This is a genomic window from Paenibacillus taiwanensis DSM 18679, assembly GCF_000425125.1.
Lineage (GTDB): Bacteria > Bacillota > Bacilli > Paenibacillales > Paenibacillaceae > Paenibacillus_B > Paenibacillus_B taiwanensis.
In genome coordinates this window covers 58,052-66,645 of sequence record NZ_AULE01000003.1, presented here as the reverse complement: position 1 = coordinate 66,645, position 8,594 = coordinate 58,052, and the positions used below count along the sequence as shown (strand labels likewise).

The following is an 8,594-nucleotide window of genomic DNA, read 5'->3' as shown; positions in this document are numbered from 1 at the left end:
GCGGAGGGGTTCCACGCGTACCCATCCCGAACACGACCGTTAAGCCCTCCAGCGCCGATGGTACTTGGACCGCAGGGTCCTGGGAGAGTAGGACGTTGCCAAGCAGGTAAAGAAGCTGTCCCACGAGATCTAATAAGATCTATGGGAAGCTTCTTTTTTATATTTTAAACACTGATTTTAGGAAATTTATATTTGCCCCCAAGTAGGTTACCTTATCCAACTAGCTACCGTTTAGCCATTTACGATTTCCCCGCCGTTGATATGAAGGATCTGACCACTCATGTAGGAGGAATCATCACTAGCCAAATATACATAACCAGCTGCAAGCTCTATAGGCTGTCCAGGGCGCTGCATGGGTGTGTTTGCCCCAAACTCACTTACTTTTTGCTCATCAAAAGTGGATGGGATAAGCGGTGTCCAAATTGGACCGGGGGCTACTCCATTTACTCGAATGCCATGCTTGGCCAAATTGGCTGATAAGGATCGCGTAAACGATACAACGGCTCCTTTTGTAGAAGAGTAATCAAGCAATTCTGCGCTGCCACGATATGCGGTAACAGAGGTTGTGTTAATGATGGAATCTCCTTTTTTTAATTGTGGGATTGCAGACTTGGTTAAATAAAACATAGAGAATATATTTGTTTTAAATGTCCTCTCCAACTGTTGTGCGGTAATGTCCGTTATGTTGGTTTGTGGATGCTGTTCTGCTGCGTTATTGACCAGTATATTTAGCCCACCAAGCGTTGCTATTGTTTGCTTGATTACTTCTTCACAGAACGTTTCATGGCCTATATCTCCAGATAGGAGCAAACAAGGAACGCCTTCTGCTTCAATCTCATGTTGGGTTAACAGCGCGTCATTATGCTCATTCAGGTACACAATGGCGATACTGGCACCTTCCTTAGCAAATGTAAGGGCTACAGCTCGCCCGATTCCACTATCACCACCAGTAATAAGCGCTACTTTCCCTTTTAGTTTACCGGATGCTTTATATGTTGATTTCTCATAGTTAGGCAGTGGTTTCATATCCGATTCGATACCAGGCTGTACGTTTTGATGTTGTGGTGGCATGGTATGTGATGGCTGCTGAGAAGACATTCGTTTATACTCCTTTATAATTATATTCGTACATGTTCTACATTAGTGTGACCCAAAAATTAAAAAATCACCCATTCTTAAAGAATGGGTGCAGACGAGTATAACTTTAGAGGACTATGCCTTATATATTAAGAATAAATTAGTTTCTAATTTAATGAGCTTGTCTTCTGAAACGGACATGGCTGCAATTGTAGTAAACAGACGTGGCCCAATGATCCACAAGTGCCAAAACAGAAATTGCAGTGTAAAACCAAGCGGTAGCCAAGGGCTTAAAGCACCAATGATCACGATTCCGATAAGGAGCGTGGACAACAATATTTTGCTCCAATAACGAAACCCGATAAACTGCTGTTCAAGCGGTAGAAAGCCGATCCACGGCGGTTTCCACTGGAATCCCCAACGTTTGCGATAAGTGTACCGATCAATGACAAATAGGGAACGCGAAATGACGTAGTGAATCCAAATAAGCGTGCTCCATGCCAAAAAGCTGTATGCGATTCCGAGTATGCCGTCTGCCCAAAACGCGGCACCTGCTGCTAATAGTCCCAAAAATATGTAGCTGTAATTAACAACTTTGGAGAAACGATATTTGCGTAATAATTGATAGTTGTAAAATGTTCGTTCCTGTCTGGCTTGCATGTGGCCACTCCTTTATTCTATGAGTTTCACCAGTACGATATATATCGGTTCAAATGATGGTAGAATGAAGGTATGATTACAAAAAGCCGTCATGTCCTGCAAAACGTACATACACCTTTGCAAACGCCATGCATAGGATACAATAAATATTTGAAAAGTTTCTATGAAATCGGTTTATTATTCTACTAATCAGGACATACTACATATAAATCATATTAAAGGTGGGATTGTCATGGAGGGCCGGACGGAGCATTGCTGTATCGTATGCGGGCAACAAAAAACGGAAGGCATGGTCATCGTCAATCAGTTTATTTGCTCAGGGTGCGAGCAGGAGATGGTGCACACCGACGTTAAGGATGATAAATATCCTTTTTACGTTCATCAATTAAAGCGTCTGTGGCTTCAGCTTCAGGCTTAAACATAAAGATTGGCAGGTGCGGTTGGGCTTATTATGTTTGTAAGTAGGTACCGGATTAGTTTTTTGGTAAAGTTCACTTCATTTTTACATGACAAGAGTCCGGAAACGGGCTCTTTTTTGATCATGCAGTGGATTATTGTAGGAAGGACAAAAGAGTTTCGGATAAGGGATAAACAGAGGAATTGATTTGCGTTACAATAGAATTATTATGATTTTAAAAAGGTGCAGCAAATGAATGAATTGACGCAAGAACAGATGCCGCTAGTAGAGGCATTGCTAAAATATGAACAGGCTAAGCACGTATCAATGCACGTGCCAGGCCATAAGAACGGGGCGGCGTACGAGCGGGCCGCCAGAGAGACAAACGATGCTGCGCATGCCTCGTTATATCGCCGCTATGCGGCGCTGCTTGGACAGGATGTGACCGAGGTAGAGGGCACGGATGATCTGCATGAGCCGACAGGTGCTATACGAGAAGCGCAGCAGTTAGCCGCCCAATGCTTCGGAGCGGAGGAAACTTATTTTCTCGTCGCTGGGAGCACAAGTGGCAACATTGCGGCTATTTTGACCTGTTGCACCAAGCCTGGTGATATCGTCATTGTGCAACGTAATGTACATAAGTCTGTCCTTCACGGACTTATGTTGGCTGGTGCTCGCGCTGTCTTTGTCAGTCCCTGCGCAGACGCAGCTAGTGGATTACTAACAGCTCCTTCGAAGGAGACTATATCAGCGGCGTTACAACGTTTTCCGGAAGCAAAGGCAGTTGTATTGTGCAATCCCAATTACTACGGATTAGGTGTAGACCTAACTACTATCGCGGAGTCTGTTCATGCGTACGGACTGCCGCTAATTGTGGATGAAGCTCATGGTGCTCATTACGGGCTTCATCCGAAGCTCCCTAAATCTGCGTTGCAGGCAGGCGCAGATTTAGTTGTACAATCAACACATAAAATGCTGCTTGGCATGACGATGAGTGCAATGCTGCATACTCAGGGACCACGTATATGCCGTAAACGTCTTGCGAAGGCGCTCACTATGATCCAAAGCTCTAGCCCCTCTTATCCTTTGATGGCATCTTTGGATATGAGTCGACATTATGTACAAACACGTGGTCCAGCGGCCTTTACAGAGGGGTTGGCAGCGGTTGAATATTTGCGTGCATGGGTCGATAGCTCCGATACATTCAGTTGTCTAGCAATGAAGGAATCCGTTAAATCCGTTAATCGCGATAATAAGGACAGAGTTCAATCGAGTCATTATGGTGTAGTTGATCCATTTAAAGTGGTCATTTATGAGCACAACGGCAATTGTACGGGATATTACTTGCTTGACCGTTTGCGGGAGCACGGTGTTGTAGCAGAGATGGCGGACATGAACTACGTTGTGTTATTGTGTACGCTTGGCACAACGATGGCAGATGTGGATAGAATAATTACAGCGCTGGTGCGTGTGGAGGCGCAGTTTAAGCTTGAACGGCAAGTAGAGTCAAGTTCTCATCCAGATCGTGGACACAAGGCTAATAAATCGGCCACGATTCGTACACTGGGTTTCGCATCTGCTCAAATGGAAGCTTTAATAGCTGAACCAATCGCCTTTTCGATATTTAACTTGGATCATCGTAAGGTTCGTTTTATTGACACGAGTGAGGCAGCAGGTTATGATGCGGCAGAGGCTGTTGTTCCATATCCACCAGGCATACCGCTTTTATATGCAGGGGAGACGATATCAGCTGCACATATTAAGTTATTAAAGCAATTATCTGATGCGGGCGCTAAGTGTCAGGATGCCTCGGATAAGACACTGCGGACACTGCTGGTGTACGAGAAATAAGAAGGGATTGTTGATTATAATGGCCTACCCAGGCTTGTTTATATCTTTAGAGGGCGGCGAAGGAGCCGGAAAATCAACTTCAATTGTATTGTTGCAGCGTGAGCTTGAAGCAAAAGGATGCAAGGTGCTGGTCACTCGTGAACCCGGCGGTATTCGAATTGCAGAGCGTATACGCGAAGTGATTTTGAATACTGAGTATACAGAAATGGACCCCCATACAGAAGCACTCTTATATGCGGCAGCACGGAGGCAGCATTTGGTGGAGAAGGTGATACCTGCACTGGAAAATGGGGTAATTGTTATAAGTGACCGCTTTGTAGATAGCAGCTTAGCCTATCAAGGTTATGCCCGTGGCCTAGGAATTGATGCCGTCTGGGAAATTAACCATTTTGCAGTACAGGCTGTAATGCCAGACGTTACGTATTGGTTGGATATTGCACCTGATGCGGGCTTACGACGCATTGAAGCCAATCAATTGCGGGAAGTTAATCGATTGGACCAAGAGGCGCTGTCCTTTCATTATAAAGTGCAGGAAGGGTATCAAATCATTGCTCAGCGTCATCCCGATCGTATCGTTCGCATCGATGCTGCACAGACACCAGAGGTTATTGTCTCGCATATGATGGAGAATTTACAGCAACGCACGAGGATAATGGGGAAATGATGTATAATTAGATCATTACCACTTTTCATTAGATTATGAGGAGGATGACAGCATGAAGTTAATTGTGGCCATTGTACAAGACAAGGATAGCAATCGGCTAAGTCATGCCCTGGTCAAAGCCGATTACCGCGCAACAAAGCTTGCAAGCACGGGAGGCTTTTTACGAGCGGGTAATACGACATTTATGATAGGTGTCGAGGATGATCAGGTCGAGGATGTGCTCGAAGTCATCCGCACAAATTGTAAGGTACGAGATCAACTGGTTACACCTGTTACCCCAATGAGTGGGACGACAGATTCGTATATGCCGCTTCCCGTTGAGGTGCAGGTTGGTGGAGCAACCGTGTTTGTGATGCCTGTAGATCGGTTTGAACATTTCTAAGTTAGGGTGATGAAAGGTGAAGATTAACCCGGGCTTCCGCCCATTTGGTAAAGATGTGCGTCTTGGCGACCCTGTGGCTAAGCCTGTCACCACGAAGTCATTCGCGGATATGATGCAGCAGCAGGATGGACGCTCTTCTAATGAAGAGATGCAGCAGCGGCTGCAGGATATATACAAACAAGGCGAACGGTTGTCCAAGTCAATGACCGTGCGTGAATTACGTTTATATAAGACGATGGTGAAGCGATTTTTGGAGGATACCGTTCGACGTGGTGTTGCCATTCGGGATGCTAGAGGATGGGATAGACGTGGTCGCAGTAAACGATATCGATTAGTGGAAGAGATAGATACGGCTTTGTTGGAATTAGCTGACGAATTACTCCAGAGTGAAGAGGGAAAGATTGACATGTTAAACAAAGTCGGTGAAATACGCGGCATGTTAATAAATTTGACATTTTAACAATCTGGGTAGTAAGGCAGCAAGTTATTAGAAAGGATTATAACAAATGTCATTTGAGCATATCCTTGGCCAAGAAAGGGCTAAGGCGATCTTGCAGCATGGCCTTCGAGCCGACAAAGTGTCGCATGCTTACTTATTTAGCGGGCCTCGGGGCACAGGGCGTGTTCAGACGGCAATTACTTTGGCAAAAGCGATGTTCTGTGAGCGGATGAAGGATGATTCCTGTGATGAATGTTTGTCGTGCCGCAAGATTGATCACGGCAACCATCCGGATGTGCATATGATTGTACCGGAAGGGCAGTCGATCAAAATTGACCAAATTCGTGATCTACAGCGCGAATTTTCATATCGTACTCATCCGTCGGGTCGGAAAATATATATTATGGAGCAGGCTGACAAAATGACGGTGCAAGCCTCCAACAGTCTGCTCAAATTTTTGGAAGAGCCTACTAGTCCTTCAATTGCGATTCTAATTGCAGATAACGGACAAGCTATGCTTCCGACGATTATTTCACGTTCGCAGTGGGTGCCATTTACGCCGACCAATCCCGCACAAATTTATCAGAAGCTGGTTGAAGAAGGATGTGTGTCTACTCTTGCACGCGTTGCGGTACAATTGGTTAACGGATTGGATGCCAGTAGGCATTTATGCCAACAGAATTGGTTTGCAGAATTGAGAAACGTAATGTTACAATTAGGGAAGGAGTGCGGGGTACGTCTGTCCTCAGCACTCTTACTAGCACAGCAGAAAGTATTCAAGACGGAGCTTGCGGAACATTCGGACATGCTGTTCCGATTGTTTCATCTCTGGTTTCGAGATATGTTGTATTACCAATTGAACCGACAGGACAGCCTCGTATTTCAAGATCAGCTCGACCTATTGGGCAAGATGGCGTGGACGAGAACAGCCGATGGATGGATTCGGTGCATGGAGGCTGCGGCGGAAGCGCAGAAGCGGGTACGCGCTAACGTAAACCCGCAGCTAGTGTTTGAGCAGTTTCTGGTTGGGATGCAAGGAGGTACTTGATTGTATAATGTGGTCGGCGTCCGTTTTAAAAGAGCGGGCAAAATTTATTATTTCGACCCGGTCGAATGGCCGGTCCAGAAGGACCAGCATGTGATCGTCGAAACGGCGCGCGGCATCGAGTATGGCAAAGTCGTCATCGGTCCGAAGACGGTCGGCGAGAACGATGTGGTACTTCCATTAAAGAAGGTTATCCGGGTAGCGACGGATGTTGATGGGCAGCTGGTGGAGTCGAACCGCCAGGCAGCAAAGGATGCTTTTGGTACATGCCTAGAGAAGATTAAAACACACCAGTTAAGGATGAAGTTGGTTGATGTCGAATATACGTTTGATCGGAACAAGATCATTTTCTACTTTACTGCGGAAGGCAGAGTTGACTTCCGGGAGTTGGTAAAGGATTTGGCGAGCGTATTCCGTACCCGCATTGAGCTAAGACAGATTGGTGTACGTGATGAGGCAAAGATGCTTGGCGGAATAGGACCTTGCGGACGTGTACTCTGCTGCTCCTCATGGTTAGGTGATTTTGAACCGGTATCCATCAAAATGGCAAAAGACCAGAACTTATCATTAAATCCTACCAAGATTTCCGGTTTGTGTGGTCGTCTCATGTGTTGCTTAAAGTATGAGCATGATAATTATGAAAGTGCGAAGGAAGAACTACCTGCTGTCGGCAGATTGGTTGTAACCTCGTTAGGAGAAGGTAAAGTAGTCGGCTTGAATGCTGGTGAACGAAAAGTACATGTGCAGCTGTTCGAAGTTGGGAAAGTGAAGGAACTATTATTTGACGATGTGGTCGTGAAGTAATGTTGTAGGACATCTGTATGATACTCTGGGGTGGGAACTTGGAGAAGAGAGATATTTTTACACAAATTCATGGTCTGGAAACGAATATGGGTAACCTTCATCAAGAAGTCGGTGCACTGAAGCTGATCGTGAAAGAGCTGCTGGAAGAGAACCAGCGTCTGCTGATGGAAAACGAGCAGTTGCGCAAAGTTTTGCAGCTTGAGCATCATGAGCAAGACCAGACAGCTTCCGTTCCAACCAGGGAATCTGCACCCGCAGCTGACATTCCTCTGGACGAAGCGGAGGCAAAAGCCAATTTAGTTGGTGAAGGCTACGACAATTTGGCACGCTTGTACCATGAAGGATTTCATATTTGCAACGTATATTATGGTCATTTGCGTACGGAAGGCGACTGCTTGTTCTGTCTGTCCTTCCTCAATAAATAACCGCTGCCGTAGGTGATGGAACCTTACATTCCTCCCTACGGCTTTCTCATATACACATATTGATATTCGTTTAAAGGAGATACCTGTACACATGAATGTAACTTTGCATCCTTCCGAGCGTCTGGATGATTTGTTAACACATAATTTACGTATTATTCAGAGTGATGAAGTATTTAGCTTCTCTTTGGATGCTGTGCTATTAGCCCGATTCGGCGCAATTCCAGCTAAAGGCCGTATTCTCGACTTATGTACAGGCAATGGAGCTATCCCCTTATTGTTAACGACTCGGACGAAAGCACATATAGACGGCATAGAGATTCAGCCAAGACTGGCTGATATGGCTCAACGTAGTGTGGAATTAAATGGCCTAACAGAGCAGATTAACATTATAGAGGGGGACCTCAAGTCTTTGAAGCTTGTTGGGGATCAGCATCTTTATGATGCAATCACCGTTAATCCTCCTTATATGTCCGTTGCATCTGGTGATCTCAAGGAGAACGAACATAAAGCAATGGCGCGACATGAGATTGGATGTACGCTGGAAGACGTAATCGCTGCATCTGCGCGACTGCTAAAGGTTGGGGGCAAGATTTTTATGGTACATCGCCCGTCAAGACTGGTGGACATGATAGCTTTAATGAGGACCTACCGGCTCGAACCGAAACGGATTCGTTTTGTGCATCCCAAAGCTGGGGCAGAAGCTAATATGGTACTTATTGAAGCGGCACGGAACGGAAAACCTGAAGTACGTTTGATGCCACCTTTAATCGTTTATAATGAAGACAACACATACTGTGAAGAACTGATGCATGTTTATTATGGCGCGAAGTCGGAATTGAGGAATGAATAA

11 protein-coding genes and 1 rRNA gene are annotated in these 8,594 nt (G+C 45.5%); 10 read left to right on the top strand and 2 right to left on the bottom strand.

The window, feature by feature from the left end; translation table 11 throughout:
• Positions 1-104, top strand: a 5S ribosomal RNA gene (gene rrf, locus H509_RS0101290); the annotation flags it as partial.
• A 127-nt stretch (positions 105-231) separates the two neighbouring features.
• Here rrf and H509_RS0101285 read toward each other — a convergent pair.
• Positions 232-1,098 carry an SDR family oxidoreductase gene (locus H509_RS0101285; RefSeq protein WP_028543474.1) on the bottom strand — a complete coding sequence of 289 codons (867 nt, stop codon included), beginning with the start codon at positions 1,096-1,098 and terminating at the stop codon, positions 232-234.
• 114 nt (positions 1,099-1,212) lie between these two features.
• Entirely contained in the window at positions 1,213-1,737 is a 525-nt protein-coding gene (locus tag H509_RS0101280; protein ID WP_028543473.1) for a hypothetical protein, read from the bottom strand.
• Positions 1,738-1,969: 232 nt separating this feature from the next.
• On the opposite strand from H509_RS0101280, the gene H509_RS0101275 reads away from it, so the two are divergent.
• The 9 genes from H509_RS0101275 (at position 1,970) to H509_RS0101235 (ending at position 8,594) form a co-directional block, all read left to right on the top strand.
• A complete protein-coding gene (locus H509_RS0101275) occupies positions 1,970-2,155 on the top strand; it encodes a sigma factor G inhibitor Gin (protein WP_028543472.1) in 186 nt (61 codons plus the stop codon).
• 231 nt (positions 2,156-2,386) lie between these two features.
• Positions 2,387-3,985, top strand: a complete 1,599-nt coding sequence (locus H509_RS0101270; RefSeq protein ID WP_028543471.1) for an aminotransferase class I/II-fold pyridoxal phosphate-dependent enzyme — start codon at positions 2,387-2,389, stop codon at positions 3,983-3,985.
• Between the two features lie 19 nt (positions 3,986-4,004).
• Positions 4,005-4,649 carry a dTMP kinase gene (gene tmk, locus H509_RS0101265; RefSeq protein ID WP_036695798.1) on the top strand — a complete coding sequence of 215 codons (645 nt, stop codon included), beginning with the start codon at positions 4,005-4,007 and terminating at the stop codon, positions 4,647-4,649.
• A 52-nt stretch (positions 4,650-4,701) separates the two neighbouring features.
• Positions 4,702-5,031 carry a cyclic-di-AMP receptor gene (locus H509_RS0101260; RefSeq protein ID WP_028543469.1) on the top strand — a complete coding sequence of 110 codons (330 nt, stop codon included), beginning with the start codon at positions 4,702-4,704 and terminating at the stop codon, positions 5,029-5,031.
• A 16-nt stretch (positions 5,032-5,047) separates the two neighbouring features.
• Positions 5,048-5,491, top strand: coding sequence for a YaaR family protein (locus H509_RS0101255; RefSeq protein WP_028543468.1), 444 nt, complete (start codon positions 5,048-5,050; stop codon positions 5,489-5,491).
• Between the two features lie 46 nt (positions 5,492-5,537).
• Positions 5,538-6,518: a DNA polymerase III subunit delta' gene (gene holB / locus H509_RS0101250; protein ID WP_028543467.1), complete on the top strand. Its 981-nt coding sequence runs from the start codon at positions 5,538-5,540 to the stop codon at positions 6,516-6,518.
• Positions 6,519-7,319 (top strand): PSP1 domain-containing protein, encoded by an 801-nt coding sequence (locus H509_RS0101245; RefSeq protein ID WP_028543466.1) that lies wholly within the window; start codon positions 6,519-6,521, stop codon positions 7,317-7,319.
• 38 nt (positions 7,320-7,357) lie between these two features.
• Positions 7,358-7,744, top strand: a complete 387-nt coding sequence (gene yabA, locus H509_RS0101240; protein WP_028543465.1) for a DNA replication initiation control protein YabA — start codon at positions 7,358-7,360, stop codon at positions 7,742-7,744.
• A gap of 91 nt (positions 7,745-7,835) precedes the next feature.
• Positions 7,836-8,594 (top strand): tRNA1(Val) (adenine(37)-N6)-methyltransferase, encoded by a 759-nt coding sequence (locus H509_RS0101235; protein WP_028543464.1) that lies wholly within the window; start codon positions 7,836-7,838, stop codon positions 8,592-8,594.

Coding starts and splice junctions, on each gene's coding strand:
- H509_RS0101260 (WP_028543469.1), top strand. CDS start 4,702: ATGAAGTTAATTGTGGCCATTGTACAAGACAAGGATAGCAATCGGCTA.
- H509_RS0101280 (WP_028543473.1), bottom strand. CDS start 1,737: ATGCAAGCCAGACAGGAACGAACATTTTACAACTATCAATTATTACGC.
- H509_RS0101275 (WP_028543472.1), top strand. CDS start 1,970: ATGGAGGGCCGGACGGAGCATTGCTGTATCGTATGCGGGCAACAAAAA.
- H509_RS0101270 (WP_028543471.1), top strand. CDS start 2,387: ATGAATGAATTGACGCAAGAACAGATGCCGCTAGTAGAGGCATTGCTA.
- tmk (WP_036695798.1), top strand. CDS start 4,005: ATGGCCTACCCAGGCTTGTTTATATCTTTAGAGGGCGGCGAAGGAGCC.
- H509_RS0101235 (WP_028543464.1), top strand. CDS start 7,836: ATGAATGTAACTTTGCATCCTTCCGAGCGTCTGGATGATTTGTTAACA.
- H509_RS0101285 (WP_028543474.1), bottom strand. CDS start 1,098: ATGTCTTCTCAGCAGCCATCACATACCATGCCACCACAACATCAAAAC.
- holB (WP_028543467.1), top strand. CDS start 5,538: ATGTCATTTGAGCATATCCTTGGCCAAGAAAGGGCTAAGGCGATCTTG.